Here is a 21,400-nt window from a genome sequence, read left to right on the forward strand (position 1 = left end):
AAGGGGTAATTTTTAGTTTAAATTTAAATCACTTCTATGAAAATTTTGTCGAGCACCAACTTCCTGCTGGCAGTGGCCAGCATGCTGGTTTTTGCGTCCTGTAGCAAAGAGCAGGCGCCTGCTGTTAACCCGTCCTCACAGCAGCAAAAAGTAGCAACCGAATCTACTATCGGGGTATCAGAAAATTTCGACACCGGCACCAAAGGCGCTTATGCAACAGGTACGGTGAACCTGAGCAGCGGCTCCTGGACTTTCACAGACGCCTTGCTGGGCAACCTCGCCACCGATGTGAAAAACGGTACGCAGTCGGCCCGCGTGCGTAACAGCGGCAAGCTGACCATGAATTTCGACAATGCCAACGGCGCATCTACCGTGACCGTACAGCATGCGAAATTCGGTTCCGATGGCAACAGCACCTGGCAGCTGTGGTACAGCACCAACGGCGGCAGCAGCTACTCGCAGGCTGGCGGCACCATCACCACCAGCAGCAGCACCTTCCAGACCGCTACCTTTACGATCAACCAGGCAGGTAATATCCGCTTCGAGATCCGTAAAACAGATGGCACTTCCAACCGCATCAATTTTGATGATTTCGTTGTGTACAACAATGGCACCGACACGGTTACCAATCCTGGCGGCGGCGCCAAGGGCAAACGTTTCCTCTTCGACGCCACCAAAGCAGAAACCGCCGGTAATGCGGATTGGGTGATCGATGAAGACAACAACATTCCGCAACGTTTCCCCACGCCGGCACAATCAATGGTTACCGCCAGTACCCCTGAAACTTACTGGACCGGCGCACTTTCCAGCTGGGGCATCGCGCTGGTGAAAGGCGGCCACACCGTAGAAACGCTGCCTGCCGGCGGCGCCATCACCTATGGCAATGCTTCCAATCCGCAGGACCTTTCCAACTACGATGTATTTGTAGTGGATGAACCGAACATCCTGTTCACCGCAGCAGAGAAAACGGCGATCCTCAATTTCGTAAGCCACGGCGGCGGCCTGTTCATGATCTCTGATCATACTATCAGCGACCGTAACAACGACGGCTACGATTCGCCTGTTATCTGGAACGACCTGATGACCAACAACAGCGTACAGGCGAACCCGTTTGGTTTCAGCATTGATCTCACCAATATCACGGAATTGAGCAGCAATGTGCTCACCAACAGCAGCAGCAATCCTATCCTCAACGGATCACAGGGCTCGGTGTCACAGCTGGATTTTCATAATGGGGCCACCATTACTATCGATCCCAGCGTGAATGCCACCGTGCAGGGCCTCATCTGGCAGAACGGCTACGCTCAGGGCTATACGCACCTGATGAGCGCTTCTTCTACCTTTGGCGCTGGCCGCGTATACGTAGTAACCGACAGCTCTCCCATGGACGATGGTACCGGCGCGCCGGGCAACAACCTGTATGTAAGCTGGAGCACTTACAGCCATACAGCTTTGTTCATGAACGCTTCCTACTGGCTGGCGAAGCTTCAATAGCTTAACAAATATTAAGGGCTTTCCCACGGCCACCCGGCCGTGGGAAAGCCCTTAATATTTGTTAAGCTGCTGTTTGGCCTTCTTTACCGGTTATCGGTAATTTTTTTCTTTGTGTTCTTTTCTTTTTTACGATTTTTGAGTTGCATGAGGCGAGCGCTGTTACATATTCTTTTCTGGGTCGTATACCTGTTGCAGGACACTTTGCTGGAATACAAGTGGATTGTGCCATCGTTACGGGGTTTTACGCCCGAGCAGCAGGTCTGGGTATCGGTGGAAACGACCTTGTGCATCCTGCTTCCCAAGTTGTTATTTACGTATTTTCTGTTAGAGGTAACAGTAAAGCAGGCATTGACGTACCCGCGTAATTTCTGGCGTATCGGTACAGAGGCGCTGGCAGCCTTCCTGGTGGCGGTGCTGCTGAACCGCGTGATCTCCAATTATTTCATCATCCCGGTGTTGTATAAGGGAACACTCCCGGTGTATCCCTTGCTTGAAACGAGCCGTTTGTTGCTCACCGTGATGGATGTGGGCTTTGTAGCCGGTATCGCCGCCATGCTCAAACTGTTGCGGGTGCAGGTGCAGAAGGAAGAGAAGGAGAAGCTGCTGGTAAAAGAAAAACTGGAAACAGAATTGAAATTCCTGCGTAACCAGATCAATCCGCATTTCCTGTTCAATACACTCAATAATATTTATGCGCTGGCCAGGAAGAAATCGGACAATACGCCCGAAATTGTGATGAAGCTCTCCAAGCTGCTGCGTTTCATGCTCTATGAATCCCGTAAAGACCTGATCCCTATTGCAGAAGAGATCAAAATGCTGAACGACTGCCTGGAACTGGAACGTATCCGCTACAATGAACGCCTCACTATCACCTTTGAAAAGCAGGTGGATAACGGGCAACAGCTCATCGCGCCCTTGCTGCTGCTGCCTTTCATCGAAAATGCCTTTAAACATGGCGTGAGCGAAACCCGTTTTGAATCATTTATCCATATCGCGCTGCAATTGAAGACCGGACAGCTTAACTTCAGGGTGGAAAACACCAAAGAGAATGGTACGCCGGGCGCCATTACCGATAATATTGGCCTGGGGAATGTAAGGCGTCAACTGGAACTGATGTACAAGGACTATCATCTACAGGTAGACAATGAAGCCAGTGTGTTCAAAGTTCACCTGCACATCAATCTCAACAGTCATGCAAAAATATAGTTGTATCATCGTAGAAGATGAGCCACTGGCCGCTGAAATGCTCAGCGACTATATCCGGCAGGTACCCTTCCTGCATTTCAAAGGCGTATGCGCCGATGCCATCTATGCCATGGAGATGTTGCAACAGGAGCCCATCGACCTGATCTTTCTTGATATCCATCTCCCTAAACTCAAAGGGCTCGCTTTTATCCGCTCCCTCAAACAACCGCCACAGATCATCATCACCACCGCTTACCAGGAATATGCCTTGCAAGGCTATGAGTACAACGTAGTGGATTACCTGCTGAAACCTATAGAGTTCAGCCGTTTCCTGATGGCGGTGAACAAATTGCGGCAGCCGCTGATGCGGCAGGAGCCGGTAGAAATGATGCGACCCATTGCCGAAAGGCCCTATCTCTTTTTTAATGTGAGCAAGAAAAAAGTGAAAGTGTTTTTAGATGAGATATTATATATAGAAAGCCTGAAAGAATACATCAGTATCACCACGAAAGACAAGACCATTCTTACCAAATTCCCGCTGGGAGAGATTGAGGAGCTGCTGGCGCGCAATAATTTCCTGCGCATACACCGCTCGTTTATCATTGCGAAAGACAAGATCGATGCATTTACGGCAACGGATGTGGAGATCAGTAACAAGTCGATCCCTATCGGCAGAAGTTATAAAGAGCTGGTATTAAGCGTATTGGCTCCGCCGCCGTATTAGTCCCTGCTGTTTGCTGCGTACGAACAACGTATATGCATCTACGAAAACCTCCCGTATGCCCCTTGATGGCCGTGTGTAGCTATAGCGCTGTTCTTCGTTGATCCGCCGGCGGCCGCAAGCGCGGGTAGATTAATTTCACAGGCACAGACCAAAATCTTGCCTGATGAAATCGCAATGCTACACCCTGTTTTTGATGTTACTGCTATTGCCGCTGCTTGGCGTTGCACAGCAGACCATCACCGGAAGAGTGACCGCCAAAGACAATCAACAACCCATCCCCGGCGCCACTGTTCGCATACAAAATACCAGTACCGGCACACAAACAGACGCCCAGGGGCGTTTCAGCCTGAAAGCCAGTCCCGGCGCTATACTGGAAATAACCTCCGTTGGATTCGCTACACAAACCCGGCGGGTCGACAACAGCAGCGAGTATAACATTGTACTCGCCACTTCGGAAACCGCCCTCACCGAAATCATTGTTACCAGCCAGGGCATCAGGAAAGAAAAAAGAAGTCTTGGCTATGCCGTATCCACTATCACCAGCAGCGAGATAGGCGAAAACGTCAGTCCTATCAATGCCTTGCAGGGAAAGGTGGCCGGCCTCAATATCACTTCGGGATATGCGCCAGGATCTTCTTCACGCATTGTATTGCGCGGCCCCACCTCGTTCTCCGGCAATAATCAGCCCGTATTCATCATCGATGGCGTGCCTGTGAGCAACGACAACATGCGTAACACCGACTTCCTCAACGACCAGGTAGATTATGGCAACCGTGGCAATGACCTCAATCCCGCTGAAATTGAAAGCGTGACCGTGCTCAAAGGCCCCGCCGCTGCTGCATTGTACGGCAGCATCGCTTCCAACGGCGCTATTCTCATCACCACCAAAAAAGGAAAAAAGAACAGCCGCGCACAGATCAACGTTACCAGCAGTTACCAGCTGTCCAACATCCTGAAACTGCCTACCTTTCAGAACAAGTTCGGTGAAGGCAACCTGGACGCCATCGTAGACGACAGGCGGGAAAACTTCAGCTGGGGCGAGCCTTTCGACGGAAAAGAACGGCCTTTCGGACAGATCATCAATGGCAAACAACAGCTGAAAAAATATGAAGCGATACCCAACAATGTGCGGGATTTCTTTGACCATGGCCAGACCTGGAACAACAATATTTCCATAACAGGAGGAACGGATAAATCTACCTACTTCCTGTCCATCGCAGCGCTCAATAACAAAGGCGTAGTACCGGGAACTAATTTCAACAAGTATAACGTGCGCCTCAGCGGCACTTCCGAATTTTCCGAGAAGTTCTCCAGCAGCGCTACCATAGCCTATTCCAACCTTTCCGGTAAACTGCCGCTGGGCGGGCAATCCAACTCCGTATATTCTTCGGTGTTCCAGCAGCCGAGGGATATTTCAATCATTAGTTTCAAAGACCTTAGCAATCCCTATAACGGCACCTTCACCGGCCCCGATGGTACGCAGTATTACGGCTACTACGGCGCCTATTCAAAGAACCCCTATTTTCTCTTGCAGAATTATACGAACAACAATGCGGTGGATCGCATCACGGGCGATTTCTCCCTGTCGTATAAACCCATTACAGAACTGGATATCACAGAACGTATCGGTGCGGATATCTACTCCGACCGCCGTTATGAAAGGGGCGCGAAATACAATTATGTGCCCGCCGATCCTTTCTATGCCGGTAATAACTGGACGGATAACGGCCGCTATTCAGAAGACCTGATCAACTACAGCCAGATCAATCACGATGTGATCATTACCTGGACACATGAGCTGGCGAAAGCCCTCAACATGAAGCTGCTGGCGGGTAACAACGTACGTATGGAAAAACGTACCCGTACCATGACCAGCACCAATACTACCGGCGGCCTTAATATTCCCGGGTTCTACAGCTTCACCAATTCCAATGGCCCGCTGAACAGTACGAATTTATTGTACAATAAAAGGTTGTATGGCTTCTATGGCGCTGCGGACTTCGATTACAAGAGCATGTTGTTCCTCGGTTTCACCGGGCGTAATGATATCTCTTCCACCTTGCCGGTCGATAACAACTCTTACTTTTATTCCAGTGTGAATGGCGCCTTTGTTTTCACGGAGCTATTGAAAGACAAGGCCGCAGGACATGTGCTCAGTTTCGGTAAGGTGCGCGCCGGTTTCGCCAAAGTGGGCGCCGATGCTGATCCCTATCTTTTGTCGACCAATTTTTCCCAAACCAATCTGACGGTTGACTTCGGGTCGCTTACTTTTCCACTCACCAGCAATGGTGCGCTGGTGCCGGGTTTCACCCGCAATGACCGGATCGGCAATCCTCATATCAAACCGGAATTTACGCAGTCGCTGGAAGTAGGTACGGAGCTTTCCTTCTTCAACGACCGCCTCGGGCTGGATGTTTCCTATTATACTACTAAATCTACCAACCAGATCGTGCGTGTGCCGATTGCGCCCGCCACGGGTTATACCTCTGCTATCATCAACACCGGGGAGATGCGTAACAAGGGCGTAGAAATAAGCCTGCGCGGCATCCCGGTGAATACCAGCTATGGCCTTAAAATAGAAGTGTTCGGCACTTTCAATAAAGTGAATAATAAAGTGATCAGCATTTCGCCGGGGCTCGACCAGATCGCCATCAGTACCGGTATTTCAGCTATCACCACCATGACGCAGGTAGCTGCGGTAGGCAAAACTTATGGCGTGTTCTACGGGCAGGGCTTTGTGACAGACCCGGCTACAGGCAAGGTGGTGGTAGACAAAAACACAGGTCTGCCAGTGAACAATGCCACCAATTACTATGGCACTTACCTGCCGGATTATATGGCTTCATTAGGCGCCAATATTTCCTGGAAAGGCTTCAATATGCGCCTGCTCTTCGATACCAAGCAGGGAGGCATGTTCTATTCCAATACCAAAAGCCTGATCTCTTTTGGCGGATATACCGAAGAAACCGCGTACAACGACCGCAAAGATTATGTATGGCCTAATTCGGTGTATGAAGAAAACGGGAAGTACGTGCCCAATACCAGTGTGAAGTTCCATCCTTACACTTACTGGACTTCCGTTGCGCCATCGTCGGCATTTCTCACAGATGCGTCTTATATCAAATTCCGCGAGGCGTCGCTGCAATATAGCCTGCCCCTCAATACCACGCGGCGCCTGGGTTTCACGGGATTGAGCCTGACGCTCTATGGCAACAACCTCTTCATCTGGACGCCATCGTCCAACAAGTTTGCCGATCCGGAGATCAATGCGCAGGGCGCTTCCAATGTACAGGGATACGAATTCCTTTCGAACCTGTCTTTGCGCAACTATGGTATCAAGGTGACTGCTACATTATGATTTGCTCATAAAAATATTTTTACCAGATGAAAACGACCTTACGCATCATTGCATTGCTGTTCACGGGAACCTTGCTGTTTGCCGGCTGCAAGAAATTCCTCGACATCAACGCTGATCCTAATAATGCTGCCGATGTGCCCATCTCGTACCTGCTGCCATCAGCGCAGGGGGAGCTGTCTTATGCACTGGGCAATACCCTCACGATCGATGGCGGCATATGGAGCCAGTACTGGACCCAGAATCCCTCTTCTTCCCAATACCGTCCGCTGGACCAGTACGTGCCGGATGCCGGCAGTTTCGGGAATGTATGGGCCACCCTCAATTCCGATGCGCTCGAAGATATGCAGCAGGTGATCGACAAGGGCAAAGCCGGCAACCGCCTGCAATATATTGCCATTGCTTCTATCCTGAAAGCATATACGTTTCAGTTGTCGACAGATCTGTGGGGAGATATTCCATTTTCACAGGCTTTGCAAGGCACGGCCAATCTTACGCCAGCTTACGACAAGCAATCTGATATCTATGATGGTTTGGTGAAGCTGATCGATTCCGCTGTAGTGCTTATCAATCCTAATGATCCCAATGCGCCGGGCAATGATGACCTGATCTATCAGGGAGATATGGGCAAGTGGCTACGTTTTGCCAATACGCTGAAACTGAAGATAGGCTTGCGCTTGGCGAAGAAAGATCCAGCGCGGGCGATGGCGATTGTGAAAAGCCTGGCGGGCAAAGATTTTCTGCAGGATGGCGAAACGGCCGGGCAGCAGTTCAATGCTACCGGCGGCCAGCAAAACCCGCTCTATGGCGCTATTGCAGGCTCTGTACTGAATAAGGTGCAGAACCTGGTGGCCAGCAGTACCACTATTAACTTCTTTTCCTCGCATAATGATCCGCGTATTCGCGCCTTTTACGATCCTTTGCCTGGTGGCAACTTCATAGGCATCCCGCAGGGCAGTTTCGGTACTGCCGGACAGGGACCTATCAGTATCCCTTCGGCCAAAACGGGTGGTAATGCCAACAACCCCGCTTCCGCATCTGCACCGGTGATCCTGATCTCCGATTATGAGTCGAGATTCCTGCAGGCGGAAGCTGTGGTACGCGGCTGGCTCACAGGCGATGCAGCCGCCCTGTACAAAGCGGGCATCGCCAACAGCTTTGCGGCTTATGGTATCGCCGGCGGCGATGCCTATATGGCGCAGCCCAGTGTAGCCTTTCCCGTTAGTGGTACCACAGAGGCGCAGGTGGAAGCCATCATCACGCAGAAATGGGCGGCCATGTGCGGTAACCAATGCATTGAGAGCTGGACAGAATGGCGTCGTACCGGCTATCCTTCTTTCTTCGTTATCTCACAGGCTTCCATCATCGGGCAGCGCTTTCCGGGCATCTTTCTGTATCCTGGATCCGAAACTACCCGCAATCCGAAAACGCCGCCGCAACACAACATATACGACAAAGTATGGTGGGCGCTTTGATCTCTGTTCACATAAAATCTCTCCATCTTATGAAGATGCTTTATATCTTATTGGCTACAGCATGGTTATTCTCTTCCTGCAAGAAAACGGATAATGTAGTGACCCGCATCGTGACGCCGGTGTACCCGGTGATCACCCTCAATGGCGCGCCGCTGCTCTCGTCAGGCGTGGGCGGCACTTACACGGACCCCGGCGCCGTGGCGTATGATAGTCTTACCGGCCAAAGCACGCAGCTGACGCCCTACGCCAACAACGTAGATCTCAGCCAGGCCGGTTTTTACTCCGTGAATTTCATCGCCAAAAATGCCTATGGTTACCGCACCTATGCTTCGCGCCTGGTGCTGGCCACCACCGTGCCTGCCAGCGATGATATCAGCGGCACCTATCACCGCGTTCCCAACGGCGCAGTGGTAAACATCACCAAAGTTGGCACCGGGGCTTATAAAGTAGACAATGTAGGCGGAGTGCCCAACAATCCTGCTTTTATATTCCCGTTCTATATAGGCTTCACGGACCTTAACAATTTTCAGGGTCCTACACAGTCTACCCCTATCGGCGATCTTAGTATAGCCGGCCCCGTTATTATTCGCAATGGCGCTACCATCACGCTGAAGTGGCAGGTGATCAACCCTAACTTCGGCGCGAGCGTGCGCACGTTTGTAAAGAATTGACTAAACTACCAATATCTTGACGGCCTGGATATTTATATATCTGGCCTTGTATTTTATCTTGCAGGTATTATCTTGTGCTGGTAAAAATATTCCAGGTATGAGAAATTTCCTGCTCGCGATATTGTTAATGGGCAGCACCACCGTATCGGCGCAAACGTCTGGTAATCCTGTATTCCAGGGCTGGTATGCAGATCCTGAAGCCGCCGTTTTCGATAAGCAATACTGGATCTATCCTACCTATTCCGCACCTTATAACGAGCAGGTATTCCTCGACGCTTTTTCTTCTCCCGATCTCATACATTGGCAAAAGCATCCGCGTATCATCGATACCGCTGCGGTGAAATGGGCGCACCGCGCCATGTGGGCGCCAGCCATCGTAAAAAAGGGGCAGCAGTATTTTCTTTTCTTCTCCGCCAATGATATACAACACAATGGCGAAACTGGTGGTATCGGCGTGGCGGTGAGCGATCGGCCGCAGGGGCCTTACCGCGACCTGCTGGGCAAGCCGCTGCTGGACCGCATCGAGAACGGCGCGCAGCCGATCGACCAATTTGTGTTCCACGATAAAGATGGCGCCTGGTATATGATCTATGGCGGTTGGGGACATTGTAATATCGTGCAGCTGAAAGATGATTTCACCGGCATCCTGCCCGCTACGATGAAGGAGATCACGCCCAAAGGATATGTAGAAGGACCGGTGCTATTCACCCGCAAGGGCAAATATTATTTCATGTGGTCGGAAGGCGGCTGGGGCGGCCCCCACTACCGCGTGGCCTACGCGATCGCTGATAAGGCTACCGGTCCTTTTGAACGTATTGGCACCATTCTGCAACAAGACAGCACCGTAGCCACTGGAGCCGGCCACCACTCTGTGATACAGCTGCCTGGCAAGGACCGGTGGTACATTGTATATCATCGCCGGCCGCTTGGCGAAACCGATGCGAATCACCGCGTTACCTGCATAGACAAGCTATATTTTGATGAAGATGGAAAGATAAAACCTGTGAAGATCACCTTTGAAGGGGTGGCTGCACAGGCCCTCAAATGATGGCTATTCTGCTATCTTGCAACCATGACTTTCACCACGCAGCGCCTGTTCCAGTGCGTTGCCATCTATCAGTGCCCAATGTTCTGCAATGCGGCCATCTTCCAGGCGGAAGCTGCGGTAACCTACGGTGCTTACGGTTTTGCCGGTAGCGGGGATGCCGCGCCAGATGCCGGTATGTTCCAGTATCATTTTTATTTTCAGGATCACCTTATCCGCTTCGGCCACCGCATCAACGATTTCGGTATTTGACCGGAAAGAGGACTTGTTGATCGCTACCCATTGCCGCAGCCCGTCGGCGTCGGGCGGGAGAGGAGCGGGCAGGGAATGATCCCTGAAAGCCGGATGCAGAAAGGTTTCCAGCCGGCTGGTGTCGGACTCGTTCCATACCTGTTGCATAAACTGGCGTACCAGTGCTTTGTTTGCCGTCGTGTTCATAAGTTTAAAATTTTAGTAAGGCAAAAGTATGCCCTGGCCTTATGCACGACCTGCGTCAAACGTCACAAAAATTTATTGTCTTTTTTTCCGGATGCGGCTGAGGGTTTCCCGGGAGATGCCGATGTAGGAGCTGAGCTGGGTGAGGGATACCCGCTGTAGTAGTTCGGGATGATTTTCCAGTAACAATTGGTAGCGCTCTTCCGGCGTATGTACCTGAAGCCAGTGGGCTTGCGCCTCCTGCGCCATGAGCATCTGTTCCAGCCATAGCTTGCCAAACGCCACGATCTCCGGCGATTGCTGATAGATGCGGCGCAGGTCATCTTCCTGCCATCGCCATATCACGCTGGGTGCTATCGTTTGAATATTATAGAGAGAAGGCGTTTGTCCGCGCAGACTGGCGAGGTTGGTGAAGAAAGTATTTTCGAAATAGAAATTGGTATTGATCTCTTTGCCGCCCTTCAGATGAAAAACTTTGCAGGCGCCTGATTCGATATACCAGATGTCGCGGCATCGATTACCTTCTACCAGCAGCATCGCACCTTTTTTAAGCGTAGCGGTGTGCGCTGCGCTCACAAAGAGGTCCAGCGCGGGCGCTGGCAATGTCATTACCTGCATGATGTGGTGGATAAGGGTTCCGGGGGCATGGCTCATGATGGTAAAGATAATAAATCATTTTGCCCGGCAATACTGAAATAATTATTTAAATTTATTGAGCAACGATAGTACGTTTTTATACCCAGGCAGGCATTTATCATTAACCCAGGATGTAACCCGTTCCCTGTTAATGACGGCAGGGAGTCCATGTTATTATTAAACTCAAAAACCCGTTTATGAAGCAATCTGTCCACGTTCGGCAGGCATTCCTGCTGGCACTTCCCATTTCATTTCTATTATCGATGGCAGCCTGTAACAAAACAGACAAGGAAACTACGCCAACGGATAAACGAAATGTAAGCACCGAATCCGTTACCAAGGCAGGCGGTAAATCCGTTTGTTATGTAGAAGTGAACAGTAACAGCTTATTGAACACCGGCAAATACACGCTGACTACCGGCGGCCAGCAGTTGTTCGATATTGCGATCATCTTCGCTGCTAACATTAATTACAATACTACTACCCAGCAGGCGGTATTGTACAACAACCCTAACGTAAGCAATGTGCTGGTGAACCGCGCTACACAGATCGTGCCTTTGCAGAACAAGGGTATGAAGGTCATGCTTTCCATCCTGGGCAACCACCAGGGCGCCGGCTTCTGCAACTTCACCAGCAGGACCGCTGCCAGAGCCTTTGCGCAGCAACTCGCCGATACCGCCAGCTATTACAACCTCGATGGTATCGACTTCGACGATGAATATGCTGATTATGGCAACAATGGCCTCCCACAGCCGAACGACAGCTCTTTTGTGATGCTGGTGGATGAGCTGCGCAAGCTGATGCCCGGCAAGCTCATCTCTTTCTACTACTATGGCCCGGCCGCATCCCGCACCAGCTGGAACGGCACGCAGGTGGGCAACCTGATCAACTACAGCTGGAATGCCATCTATGGCTCTTACTCCGTACCCAATGTAGCCGGCCTGCCCAAGAGCAACCTGGCGCCCGCGGCAGTAGATATCCAGAGCACCAGCCAAACCACCGCCAATTCACTGGCTACACAAACAAAAAACAACGGATATGGCGTTTATCTCTGGTACAACCTCACCAGCACCAATAAAGCCACTTACTTCTCCGGCGTATCGCAGATACTATACGGCAGCAAGGTAACCTACACACCGTGAGAAATTTTGGGATTTATTGATTTTCGGATTTATTGATTTGATTGGAGATTGTCTGAACCAGGATTAAACGGATTTATAAGATTTTCCTGATTTAGCGCGAAGATCAAAGCGGTTCCAGCCCTTGAAGCGCTTTGAGCGCTTCAAGGGCTTCTTTGCTTAAATGCTCTTCGCTTTGATCTTCGCGCTAAATCAGGAAAATCTTATAAATCCGTTTAATCCTGGTTAAGACAATCTCCAATCAAATCAATAAATCCGAAAATCAATAAATCCGAAAATTTTCAAACTGGTGCGATCCTTGTGGCTTTTTTTATTAAAAAACCTGTTATGGCCCAGGAAATAAAATTGTCTGTAAACGGCCACCCATACGCCTTGCAGGTGGAAGCAACGGAATACAATGGGCACACCCTGTATTACCTGCTGGATGATGACCTCGAAGAAATGTTCCACCATGCGCTTCCCGATCACCTGATACTGATGGACAAGGGCGACGGCTTTGTCTGCTCCCCGAAATTGTCGGAAATGGAAGGTGGTTATATTGCACAACAAGTATGGAATGCGATCAGACAGCAATACATCGCAGGCAGGTGAGCTGTAGCGCCATGCTGATAATATCCTTAAACGGGTGCATGCAGGTACATGCACCCGTTTTGATTACAGGAGTTCTTTCAATTGCTTTAATACACTGCGCATGTTGATACCCTTTCCCAGCAAGCCTTTCAACAGGTCGCCCTCCGTGGCCAGCCGGGCGGCCATGTTATGGATATTGAAATGTGCGGGCTTGAGACCATGTTTTACTTCGTCCCAGCGCAGCGGTGCAGATACCGGCGCGCCCGGCCTGGGCCGCAGGGAGTAAGCGGCTGCCATGGTTTGTATCTGTCTGTTTTGGAGGTAGTCGAGGTAGATCTTGCCTTTGCGTTTGGCGGGTGTGCGCACTGTGCTGGTGAGGTTGGGCAGGCGTTTTTGTACCACGTGTACGATCAATTCGGCCAGCATGCGCGACTGTTCAAAGGTGTAGCGTGCGCCCAATGGTAATAGTATATGCATGCCCGTAGCGCCGGATGTTTTGACAAAGGAAGCAGCGCCGATGCTGTCGAGCACTTCTTTCAATACCAGCGCAGTATCTATCACCTGGTTAAATGAGTTGCCATCGGGGTCGAGATCGATCAGGCAGTAATCGGGGTAATCGGGTTTGCTGATGCGGCTATGCCAGGGGTGCAGCTCAATGCAGCCCAGGTTGGCCATGTACAGCAGGGTGGCTTTGTCTTTGCACACCAGGAACTCTTTGGTGCTACGGTCGTTTTCGCTGGTATAAGGGAAGGTGGTGATCCAGGAGGCTACTTTATCTTCCACATTTTTCTGGTAGAAGCTGGAGCCTTTGATGCCATCCGGGTGCCGGTTGAGGGATTGCGGCCTGTTTTTGAGATAGGGCAGGATGTAATCGGCGATGCTTGCATAGTAGTTGATCATATCGCCTTTGGTGATGCCTTCGCCGGGCCAGTATACTTTATCGAGATGGGTGAATTTAAGGAGATGGTGATTGACCTTCAGCGTGGCTTGTTTTTCGTCTTCCGGCAAACTGGTAACAGGAGCGGGTTTCACGGCTACGTTCTTTTCGTTGGCAGCGTGTTTATCTTCCCGCAGGCCCAGGAAAATTGCTTGTCGCAAGATACCTTCCGCTGTGATTTCCGCAAATTTCACTTCGCACACCAGTTCGGGTTTGAGCCAGGTGGCGGGCATATTGGTGGCCGGCGTTACTTTGAAGGGGCTGCGGTTGGTGATCAGCGGCTGAAATTGCTGGTAGAGTGTTTTCAGCGTTTTTTCATCGAAGCCGCTGCCCGTGTGGCCGATGTATTGCAATGTGTTGCCTTTGTATTTGCCGAGTATTACCGCGCCAAAATGTTTGCGGCTGTTGCGTCCTTTCGTATAGCCGCAAATGATAGCCTCGGTATGTTGGTGGTGTTTTACTTTCAGCCAGTTGCCCGTGCGGCGTCCCGTCACATACGGGCTGTTGCAGTCTTTGGCGATAACGCCTTCCAAACCCTTGCTGATGGCGGCTTTATAGAAAGAGATCCCTTGTTCTGTAACATGATGGCTATAGGCGAGTTGCGGGATATCAGCGGGCAGCACTTGTTGCAGAATGGTTTTCCTGGCGAGCAGCGGCAGATGGGTGAGGTCTTTACCTTCATACCAGAGCAGGTCAAACAGGTAGTAGATGAGGCGTGCGCTTTTACCATGTTTGAAATAATTCTGCAATGTCTGGAAATCGGGGCTGCCGGCGTCGTTGATAGCTACGATCTCTCCATCTGTTACGGCGCGTACCTTCCATTGTTGCAGGGCTTCCCTGATCACCGCGAACTTTTCATTGAAAGAAAGCTGGTTGCGGGAGAGGATATCTGCTTTGCCATTGTTGAGATATGCGACCGCGCGGTAGCCATCCCATTTAATTTCGTATAGCCAGTTGGCGTTATCGAACGGTTTGTCGGTGAGGGTAGCCAGCATGGGCGCTACAGCCTTTGGCATGGCGCTTTTCCGGGCTGGCTGTAATAGCTCGTCCAGCGGTGTGGCTTTTGTTTTCGGTGTATTTTTTTTCGTCCGTTTGCTGTGCCAGGTAGCATCAGGATGTTGTGCGATCTGTGCAATCGTTTTACCTGATTTCGCTGATTTATTTTTGGAGAGGATATCAGTGGTGCTGGCGTAGCGGTCTTTGAGCTTCATGAGGAGCCAGGCATTATCGCCACGACCGGTAGATTTGATGAGGGCGAAAGCGCCTTTGAGTTTTTTCCCTTGCAGGGTGAAGGTGAGCTTGCCTTTATTCAAATGCTGCAGGGCGGCTTTTTCGCTGAGCGATTCACCGGTATGATGGTCCTGCGGGATATAGACGCCTTCATCCCATACGATCACTGTGCCGGCGCCATAATTACCTTTGGGGATGACGCCTTCAAAATCCTTGTAATCGTAAGGATGATCTTCTACCATCATAGCAAGGCGTTTCACATTAGGGTCCATAGACGGGCCTTTGGGAACAGCCCAGCTTTTGAGCACGCCCTGCATTTCGAGGCGGAAGTCGTAATGCAGACGGGAGGCATCGTGTATCTGTACAACAAATAGCAGCTTGCCCTTGCTGCCGGCGCCTCCTGTGGGCTCGGGCGTTTTATCGAACGACCGTTTCTGCCGGTATTTTTGCAGCCCCATGTAGATCGGTTTTGTGTCACAAATTTACGCAATTAATGCCCTCTCATGAATGATGCCACTGGCATGGTTTTGTGCGTGTTTTTCAAAAAAGAAAGCTATGGTACAGGAAGAAGCAAAATTTACCAAGAATGATCTGCTGGGTAAACAGGAGCAATCTGAACCAGCCGAACTGGAAGGCTCTTTTACCAGCCCCGGCACTACAGAGGCTGTGAAGACAAAGAAAATAGCAGACAGCTGCATGTTGGCAGCGATGGGCCTCTTGGGCGTATCCGCTATTTTGTTTTGCGCAGGTAAAAAACACCTGGGGCTTTTTACCGGCCAGTTGGTAGCGCCTTTACTATTGTTCGGGATCTATCATCAAAAAGAATAAAAGGGCCGCGAGAATGAAGCGGCCCTTTTCTTTATTAAACCGGAAACGCCGTCCGGCACGGTGTGCTTTGAACATTCACAAATGATGTGAAATATTTCCCCTTATGAACCTGATCAAAATCCTTTCCGTTTTTATTGTATATGATCTCTCCACCGGCACTGTGGTCTTTTATCATCATTATGCCGTCATTCTTCAACTATTGGTGGCGTGCATTGCCTGTCTTCTCTCTTTTCATTTGCTGCGGTATATTCTTTGGAGATTTCATTAAAAAAACATGTGTGATGAAGAAGACAAACGGAAAAAAGAAATGGTCTGCAAAGGTGACGGCTACCAGTCATGCGATGGACCTGAAAAAAGATATCTTCAGATCAGATGATCCGGAGGAGATTGCGAGATCGTTGAAACGCTCGTCCAGCAAGAGTCATAACAGAAAAGGCACGCCGTATCAGTCTGCCATGTCTATGCTGAATTTCTATATCAACCGGGCAGGGAAGAACCTGTCGGCCAGTAAAAAGCATACGCTCGAAGAAGCCAAGGTGAAACTGAAAGAAGTGTTTCACCACGCGTAATAAAAAATAAATTTGTTTATTTCGACCGATCGGTCTAGTTTTGGGCTATGCTATCGAAGTCGGAGAGAACGAAACAATTCATTATTGAGCGTGCGGCGCCGATCATCAACCGGAAGGGGATGGCCGGCACGGCGATCAGTGATATCATGGAGGCGACCGATATGGCCAAAGGCGGCATCTATGGCAATTTTGAAAGCAAGGAAGCCATTTGTAGCGAGGCGTTCACGCACCTGATCGGCGTACTCACAGCGCAAATAGGACAATTGCTGGCCGCCCAGCAAACCGCGAAAGGCAAGCTCTTTGCCTTGCTGGATTTTTATATGAGCTCGCATGCCTTGCACGACAAAGGCGGATGCCCGATCCTCAATTTCGGCATTGAGGCGGATGATACCAATCCTGCCATGCGTGCGAGGGTAGCGGAAACCATTACCCGCTTTGAGAAACGTATCAGCCAGATCGTGCAGAAAGGTAAGGAGACCGGAGAATTTATAGCAGATATAGATGAACAAACGTTTGCCATAAAAATGTTCGCCATGATAGAAGGCAGTATCCTGATCGGCCGCGTACAAGGCAACACCAGGCAGATGAAAGTCATTGCCCGGGCGCTCAAAACAGAAATTGAAAGCTTCTGCGCATAGCGCCCTTTTTTTTGCGATAAAAAAGACCGATCGGTCTTTTTAAGAAGAACCTGATTTAGCTTTCCTGTTTTTTTGATTTGCGATGAAGGGAGGGCCGTTGCCCGCGACAGCAATGGCGCCCTTCTTTTTCTCATCTTCCATTATGCTCACCTATGCATCCGTTAAAACGACAGCTCCTGATCATCACGGTCATCGCGGCCGCCATCATGGAATTGATAGATACCTCTATCGTAAACGTAGCCTTATCGCAGATGAGTGGCAACCTGGGCGCCACATTGGAAGACATCAGCTGGGTGGTCACTTCATACGCCATCGCTAACGTGATCGTGATACCGATCACCAGTTTTCTCAGCAACAAACTGGGGCGCCGCAATTATTATATCGGCTCCATTGTGCTCTTCACCGTTTGTTCTTTTATGTGCGGCAATGCCGGCAACATCTGGGAGCTGGTAGCATTCCGTTTTTTGCAAGGCATCGGCGGGGGCTCGCTGCTGTCGGTATCACAGGCGATCATGTTTGAACTATTCCCGAAAGAGAAGCAGGGAGTAGCCAGCGCGATATTTGGTATCGGCGTATTCATAGGGCCTACGATCGGCCCTACTCTTGGCGGTATTATTACAGAGAATTATAACTGGCCCTGGATATTTTATATCAACATACCGATTGGTATTGCCGCGGTTATTTCCTGCTATTTCCTTTTGCAGGAACCTTTGATCAAACAGCGGGCGAACAAGATCGACTGGACGGGCATTGCCTTGCTGGTGATCGGCGTCAGCACCCTGCAAACCGTGTTGGAGCGCGGGCAAACGGAAGACTGGTTCGAAACGCGCTACATCACAGTGTTTACAGTGATCGCGGTGCTGGCGCTTCTCATGTTTGTGATGTGGGAGCTATCGATCCCTGATCCGGTGGTGAACCTGCGGGTGCTGAAAAGCCGTACGCTCATGATATCGGCTGCACTCACTTTTGTGACGGGGTTGGGATTGTACACATCGGTATTCCTTACGCCGGTATTGGCGCAGCGACTGTTAAATTTCACGCCTACGCAAACGGGGCTGTTACTATTGCCCGGCGCGCTCTTCGCGGTACTGGCATTGGTCATTTCCGGCGCGATGCTGCAAAGAGGCGTATCGCCGGTGATCATCACCGTTGGTGGTTACCTGTTGTTCATTTATTTCTGCTGGTGTATGTCGCGCATTAATGGAGATGTGTCTGCAGGAACCTTGAGCACTTATCTCGTGTATCGTGCGCTGGGCGTGGCTTTGCTCACCGCGCCGCTTACCATGCTGGCGGTATCGTCATTGGATGTGAAAGATATTCCGCAAGGGGCGGCGCTCAATAACATGATGCGGCAGCTCGGTGGTTCTTTCGGTATTTCTATCGTCAACACCTATACGGCGCGGCGCATGGCGGTACATCGTGTGGACCTGGTGAGTCATCTGAACAAGAGCGATCCGCTCATCGCCGAACGTTTGCAGCAATACACACGTTATTTTATGCAACATGGCGCTACGCTGCCTGTTGCCAAACAGCGGTCGCTTGCCGCGCTGGAATATGCGGTGGGAAAGCAATCCATGATGCTCAGTTACCTGGATGCCTTCCTGATGATAGGGGCACTGTTTGTGGTCATGATCCCTTTATTGCTGTTGGTACGGCGCAAAAAGAAAGGTGCGCTGGCGCCTGCGCGGGTGATGTCGGATCACTGATACACTATTCCGTACGCAGGCATTTTACCGGGTTGGCTGCTGCCGCCTTCAATGCCTGGTAGCCGGTGGCCGCGAGGGCCAGCAACAATGCGCCAATGCCTGCTGCTGCAAACAGCTGCCAGCTCATCTGCGTGTGATAGGCAAAATGTTGCAGCCATTGCTGCATAGCGAAATAGGCGAGCGGTCCTGCCATCACAAAGGCCAGCAACACCAGCCGGATAAAATTACCCGATAGCTGCCCGGCGATGTGCATCGTAGTAGCGCCCAGCGTTTTCCGGATACCGATTTCCCTGGTGCGTTGCTGTACATCGAAAGTAGCGAGGCCGAAGAGGCCTAATACAGAGATCAGGATGGCGATGAGCGTGAAGTAATTCAATATGCTGAAGGTGCGTTGTTCCGCATTATAGTTACGCTGGAAATCATCGCTCAGAAAAGTATATTCAAAGGGTTCGCCCGGCAGTTGCGCTTTCCACTTGCTTTCCAGCGCAGCAATGGTTTGCCGCATATCGGCGGTATTGGCATGTACCACGATGTAACTGTAAGCAGTACTGGCATTCAACAGGAAGGCATAGGGGGCAATTGGTTTGCGCAGGTCTTCAAAATGAAAATCTTTCACCACGCCGGTGATCTCATACACCCGTAATTTTCCCTGGAAATTAAAATGGAGCTGTTGGCCAACAGCTTTGCTGAGCGGCACGCCGAACTTCCGCAGGGTGGCTTCATTCACCACCAGGCGGTTGCTGGTATCACTGCTGCCTGCCCGGAAGAAGCGGCCTGCAGCCAGTTTGAAGTCCATAGACTCGAGGAAGCCGGGCGCTACCCAATTCACATTTACCTGTTGAATATCGTTCACGGTTTGATCGGCACGGTAAAGGCTAAACGTAGTGGGGTTAGGTATGCCTGGATAGAACGTAGTGCCGGCGGCGCTTTTCACCTGGCTGTTATGCATGAAATTTTCGCAAAGAACCGTATAGGCATGTTGTGCGGCATTGCTGCGCAGCGGTATCACGATCTGTTGCTCCTGTTCAAATCCCAGGGGTTGTTTGCGCAGGAAATCCAGCTGATGGCGTACCGTGAGGGTAGCCAGTATCAATGTGCAGGCGATCACAAACTGGAACACTACCAGTCCTTTACGCAAGGCAATGGCGGGAATGCTGTTGTTGAAGCGGCCTTTGAGCGTATCGAGCGGTTTGAAGGCGGCCAGGTAGAAGGCGGGATAGCTGCCTGCCACAAAACCGGTGACCAGCGCCAGCCCGATGAAAGCGGCCGCGAGATAGGGGAGCGACGGCAGGAGACTGTTCATATCTTTTCCGCTAAGACGGCTGAAAAGCGGCAGTAGCAAGGCCGTGAGGCCAGCGGCCAGCAGCAGTGCAAAGAAAGTAAGGATAAAGGATTCGCCGAGGAACTGACGGATCAGCTCCTGTTTACGTGCGCCCAGCGCTTTTCGTATACCCACTTCCGTTGCCCTCCGAATAGAGCGTGCGGTGGAGAGATTCATGAAGTTCACACAGCCGATCACGAGTATGAACAAAGCGATAGAAGCCATGATATAAAGATAGGAGCGGCTGCTCACGGCGGTTACGATCGTATTGAGACCGTCATAAAGATGCAGATCTGTAACCGGCACGAGGAAGATCCTTTTGCTGAAGCCCGCCTGCTGCAAATCCTTGCCTGCCACGTCTTTCATGAATACTGCCAGCTTGCGGTCCACCAATTTTGGATCAGCGCCGGGTTGCAGGCGCACATAGGTATAGAACATATTGTTGGTGGCGAAAGATGTGGACGTACGGAGGAAATCGCCCAGCCATCCTGCATTGAGCGGCAGGAAGAAATGCGCGTCGATATGTGAGTGATAGCTTTCATCGCGCACCACCCCCGTGACTTTGAAAGCGCTGTTACCGCCAAGGGTGATCACCTGGTTGAGCGCTGCATTTTCGCCAAACAGTTTTTTGGCGAGGATATCGGTGATCACAATGGAATTGGTTTCCTGCAAGGCATGTGTGCTGTCGCCTTCCAGGAAATGATAGCTGAACAACTGGAAGAAGGAGGGATCGGCCTGGCAGCCTCTTGTTTCGTAAAAGGCGCGTGGCGCTTGTCCTGCGGGCTGTACCTGCAACAGCGTTTTATCTTCCGTCACAAAAAGGCGTGCGCTCTGTTGCACTTCCGGCAAGGCGTTGCTGAGAGCCGGCCCGTAAGATGCCGAGAGCATCGGATATTCTTCTTTAGCGCCGGAAGCGATCATCGCTTCGCTGTTCACCAGGTACAGGCTGGCGGCATGTTGCTGGTGCTGGTCGTACGATAGTTCGCTGCGGACATACAGCGCCAGTAAAATACAGGCAGTAAGACCTGCTGCCAGTCCGCATATATTGATCAATGAAAAGGCCGGACTTTTAAGCAGGTTACGTATGGCTATTTTAATGTAGTTACCTGACATGAGCAATGATTTAGAAGTGGCTGCCAGGAGGAGCGCCAAAGGGATGCCATAATCCAGCGATCAATACGGGCGGGCTTTTCACGGGTTGCTGCGATCGCCAAACGTCCGCTTTTGATACGTATCTGTCCGAAGGCGGACAATCGGCAAGGGGCGCCAAAAACAATTTTTTTTTTTTAATAAAATACTTATCTTCAAAATAACAAATACTCAATATAACCCTTGTGCTATGAAACGATGTGTCAGTGAGGGCCAGCGCTGGCTTTTCCCGACGATCGACGGCACAGTTACAACGATAATGGTTACCTCCTTTTAATTTAACCCGTAAACCC

The 21,400-nt window shown here is 50.8% G+C and carries 17 protein-coding genes; 13 read left to right on the forward strand and 4 right to left on the reverse strand.

Annotated elements, in window-relative coordinates:
• Positions 1-36 precede the first annotated feature (36 nt).
• From FPG75_RS23840 to FPG75_RS23870, 7 genes are all read left to right on the forward strand, one after another.
• Positions 37-1,494: a hydrolase gene (locus FPG75_RS23840; protein WP_143310555.1), complete on the forward strand. Its 1,458-nt coding sequence runs from the start codon at positions 37-39 to the stop codon at positions 1,492-1,494.
• 144 nt (positions 1,495-1,638) lie between these two features.
• Positions 1,639-2,700: a sensor histidine kinase gene (locus FPG75_RS23845; RefSeq protein WP_143310556.1), complete on the forward strand. Its 1,062-nt coding sequence runs from the start codon at positions 1,639-1,641 to the stop codon at positions 2,698-2,700.
• Positions 2,687-3,403, forward strand: coding sequence for a LytR/AlgR family response regulator transcription factor (locus FPG75_RS23850; RefSeq protein WP_143310557.1), 717 nt, complete (start codon positions 2,687-2,689; stop codon positions 3,401-3,403). The genes FPG75_RS23845 and FPG75_RS23850 overlap by 14 nt, the downstream gene beginning before the upstream one ends.
• Positions 3,404-3,566: 163 nt before the next feature.
• A complete protein-coding gene (locus FPG75_RS23855) occupies positions 3,567-6,761 on the forward strand; it encodes a SusC/RagA family TonB-linked outer membrane protein (RefSeq protein ID WP_143310558.1) in 3,195 nt (1,064 codons plus the stop codon).
• A 26-nt stretch (positions 6,762-6,787) separates the two neighbouring features.
• Positions 6,788-8,233, forward strand: coding sequence for a SusD/RagB family nutrient-binding outer membrane lipoprotein (locus tag FPG75_RS23860; protein ID WP_143310559.1), 1,446 nt, complete (start codon positions 6,788-6,790; stop codon positions 8,231-8,233).
• Between the two features lie 29 nt (positions 8,234-8,262).
• Entirely contained in the window at positions 8,263-8,904 is a 642-nt protein-coding gene (locus FPG75_RS23865) for an immunoglobulin-like domain-containing protein (RefSeq protein ID WP_161596903.1), read from the forward strand.
• 97 nt (positions 8,905-9,001) lie between these two features.
• The gene (locus tag FPG75_RS23870) at positions 9,002-9,952 is read left to right on the forward strand and encodes a glycoside hydrolase family 43 protein (RefSeq protein WP_143310561.1); all 951 of its coding nucleotides are present in this window, start codon (positions 9,002-9,004) and stop codon (positions 9,950-9,952) included.
• A gap of 3 nt (positions 9,953-9,955) precedes the next feature.
• Here FPG75_RS23870 and FPG75_RS23875 read toward each other — a convergent pair whose 3' ends face one another.
• Entirely contained in the window at positions 9,956-10,387 is a 432-nt protein-coding gene (locus FPG75_RS23875) for an ester cyclase (RefSeq protein WP_143310562.1), read from the reverse strand.
• Positions 10,388-10,459: 72 nt separating this feature from the next.
• The gene (locus tag FPG75_RS23880; protein WP_143310563.1) at positions 10,460-11,038 is read right to left on the reverse strand and encodes a Crp/Fnr family transcriptional regulator; all 579 of its coding nucleotides are present in this window, start codon (positions 11,036-11,038) and stop codon (positions 10,460-10,462) included.
• A gap of 179 nt (positions 11,039-11,217) precedes the next feature.
• On the opposite strand from FPG75_RS23880, the gene FPG75_RS23885 reads away from it, so the two are divergent.
• Positions 11,218-12,162, forward strand: a complete 945-nt coding sequence (locus tag FPG75_RS23885) for an endo-beta-N-acetylglucosaminidase H (RefSeq protein ID WP_143310564.1) — start codon at positions 11,218-11,220, stop codon at positions 12,160-12,162.
• A 324-nt stretch (positions 12,163-12,486) separates the two neighbouring features.
• The gene (locus FPG75_RS23890) at positions 12,487-12,750 is read left to right on the forward strand and encodes a hypothetical protein (RefSeq protein ID WP_143310565.1); all 264 of its coding nucleotides are present in this window, start codon (positions 12,487-12,489) and stop codon (positions 12,748-12,750) included.
• A gap of 63 nt (positions 12,751-12,813) precedes the next feature.
• Here the strand turns inward: FPG75_RS23890 and ligD are convergent, their stop codons facing one another.
• The gene (ligD, locus tag FPG75_RS23895; protein ID WP_143310566.1) at positions 12,814-15,354 is read right to left on the reverse strand and encodes a DNA ligase D; all 2,541 of its coding nucleotides are present in this window, start codon (positions 15,352-15,354) and stop codon (positions 12,814-12,816) included.
• Between the two features lie 97 nt (positions 15,355-15,451).
• On the opposite strand from ligD, the gene FPG75_RS23900 reads away from it, so the two are divergent.
• From FPG75_RS23900 to FPG75_RS23915, 4 genes are all read left to right on the forward strand, one after another.
• Entirely contained in the window at positions 15,452-15,724 is a 273-nt protein-coding gene (locus FPG75_RS23900) for a hypothetical protein (RefSeq protein ID WP_143310567.1), read from the forward strand.
• 281 nt (positions 15,725-16,005) lie between these two features.
• Entirely contained in the window at positions 16,006-16,293 is a 288-nt protein-coding gene (locus FPG75_RS23905; protein ID WP_201748003.1) for a DUF3175 domain-containing protein, read from the forward strand.
• A 47-nt stretch (positions 16,294-16,340) separates the two neighbouring features.
• Positions 16,341-16,931, forward strand: coding sequence for a TetR/AcrR family transcriptional regulator (locus tag FPG75_RS23910; RefSeq protein WP_143310569.1), 591 nt, complete (start codon positions 16,341-16,343; stop codon positions 16,929-16,931).
• A 152-nt stretch (positions 16,932-17,083) separates the two neighbouring features.
• Positions 17,084-18,637 (forward strand): DHA2 family efflux MFS transporter permease subunit, encoded by a 1,554-nt coding sequence (locus FPG75_RS23915; RefSeq protein ID WP_143310570.1) that lies wholly within the window; start codon positions 17,084-17,086, stop codon positions 18,635-18,637.
• Between the two features lie 4 nt (positions 18,638-18,641).
• Here FPG75_RS23915 and FPG75_RS23920 read toward each other — a convergent pair whose 3' ends face one another.
• A complete protein-coding gene (locus tag FPG75_RS23920; protein WP_143310571.1) occupies positions 18,642-21,071 on the reverse strand; it encodes an ABC transporter permease in 2,430 nt (809 codons plus the stop codon).
• Positions 21,072-21,400: the final 329 nt, after the last annotated feature.

This window comes from Chitinophaga vietnamensis (assembly GCF_902167635.1).
GTDB lineage: Bacteria > Bacteroidota > Bacteroidia > Chitinophagales > Chitinophagaceae > Chitinophaga > Chitinophaga vietnamensis.

What these genes read in the sequence shown, in the direction of transcription:
- FPG75_RS23840 (WP_143310555.1), top strand. Translation starts at nt 37, where the DNA reads ATGAAAATTTTGTCGAGCACCAACTTCCTGCTGGCAGTGGCCAGCATG.
- FPG75_RS23845 (WP_143310556.1), top strand. Translation starts at nt 1,639, where the DNA reads ATGAGGCGAGCGCTGTTACATATTCTTTTCTGGGTCGTATACCTGTTG.
- FPG75_RS23850 (WP_143310557.1), top strand. Translation starts at nt 2,687, where the DNA reads ATGCAAAAATATAGTTGTATCATCGTAGAAGATGAGCCACTGGCCGCT.
- FPG75_RS23855 (WP_143310558.1), top strand. Translation starts at nt 3,567, where the DNA reads ATGAAATCGCAATGCTACACCCTGTTTTTGATGTTACTGCTATTGCCG.
- FPG75_RS23860 (WP_143310559.1), top strand. Translation starts at nt 6,788, where the DNA reads ATGAAAACGACCTTACGCATCATTGCATTGCTGTTCACGGGAACCTTG.
- FPG75_RS23865 (WP_161596903.1), top strand. Translation starts at nt 8,263, where the DNA reads ATGAAGATGCTTTATATCTTATTGGCTACAGCATGGTTATTCTCTTCC.
- FPG75_RS23870 (WP_143310561.1), top strand. Translation starts at nt 9,002, where the DNA reads ATGAGAAATTTCCTGCTCGCGATATTGTTAATGGGCAGCACCACCGTA.
- FPG75_RS23875 (WP_143310562.1), bottom strand. Translation starts at nt 10,387, where the DNA reads ATGAACACGACGGCAAACAAAGCACTGGTACGCCAGTTTATGCAACAG.
- FPG75_RS23880 (WP_143310563.1), bottom strand. Translation starts at nt 11,038, where the DNA reads ATGAGCCATGCCCCCGGAACCCTTATCCACCACATCATGCAGGTAATG.
- FPG75_RS23885 (WP_143310564.1), top strand. Translation starts at nt 11,218, where the DNA reads ATGAAGCAATCTGTCCACGTTCGGCAGGCATTCCTGCTGGCACTTCCC.
- FPG75_RS23890 (WP_143310565.1), top strand. Translation starts at nt 12,487, where the DNA reads ATGGCCCAGGAAATAAAATTGTCTGTAAACGGCCACCCATACGCCTTG.
- ligD (WP_143310566.1), bottom strand. Translation starts at nt 15,354, where the DNA reads ATGGGGCTGCAAAAATACCGGCAGAAACGGTCGTTCGATAAAACGCCC.
- FPG75_RS23900 (WP_143310567.1), top strand. Translation starts at nt 15,452, where the DNA reads ATGGTACAGGAAGAAGCAAAATTTACCAAGAATGATCTGCTGGGTAAA.
- FPG75_RS23905 (WP_201748003.1), top strand. Translation starts at nt 16,006, where the DNA reads ATGAAGAAGACAAACGGAAAAAAGAAATGGTCTGCAAAGGTGACGGCT.
- FPG75_RS23910 (WP_143310569.1), top strand. Translation starts at nt 16,341, where the DNA reads ATGCTATCGAAGTCGGAGAGAACGAAACAATTCATTATTGAGCGTGCG.
- FPG75_RS23915 (WP_143310570.1), top strand. Translation starts at nt 17,084, where the DNA reads ATGCATCCGTTAAAACGACAGCTCCTGATCATCACGGTCATCGCGGCC.
- FPG75_RS23920 (WP_143310571.1), bottom strand. Translation starts at nt 21,071, where the DNA reads ATGTCAGGTAACTACATTAAAATAGCCATACGTAACCTGCTTAAAAGT.